Raw genomic sequence first — 551 nt, 5'->3', positions numbered from 1 at the left:
ATCTACGGCTAAGTGAATTTTGGTTGAGTTGCCCCCGCGACTTTTTCCTATTTGCTCTGAACTTTCAGTAGCTGCACCTGTACTATGCTGATGTGCTCTAACTATAGAGCCATCAAGAAATACCCATTCAAAATCAGCCATGTTAGATAAACTTTTGAAAAGATTATCTAAAATCCCTTTCTTTGACCAAAGATTAAATCGTCTGTAAACGGTACTCCACTCTCCGAACTCAGAGGGTAGATCTCGCCAAGGAATACCTGTTCTCATTCGATAAAGTATTCCTTCAAATGTCATTCGATGTTCAGTTTTATCGTAAATACGACCTGTACTTTTCATAACTTGGAGTAGCAGTTCCCAGCGAATATCAGTTAGCATTGTTCTTGGCATGGTATTGGTTATGGTTTTACTTTTGGCGAAGCAAATTATAACTCTTTACCATGCTGTTCAAAAAACACTCACGAAAGATCAACACGCCCTAATTATTGAGTAAATTTAATAAACTTCTTATACCCAGACTTGATCAAATACTCGGTACATGTTGCCACCTAAGA

1 protein-coding gene is annotated in these 551 nt (G+C 37.9%); it reads right to left on the bottom strand.

The window, feature by feature from the left end; translation table 11 throughout:
- On the bottom strand, positions 1 to 387 hold a 387-nt coding region (locus AB4486_RS21030), incomplete at its 3' end, for an IS5 family transposase (RefSeq protein ID WP_372118502.1).
- Positions 388 to 551: the final 164 nt, after the last annotated feature.

The sequence above is a fragment of the Vibrio sp. 10N.222.55.C6 genome (assembly GCF_041473395.1).
GTDB classification, from domain to species: domain Bacteria; phylum Pseudomonadota; class Gammaproteobacteria; order Enterobacterales; family Vibrionaceae; genus Vibrio; species Vibrio crassostreae_C.
The sequence above is the reverse complement of the archived record's forward strand: the minus strand, read 5'-3'. Positions and strand labels throughout refer to the sequence as shown.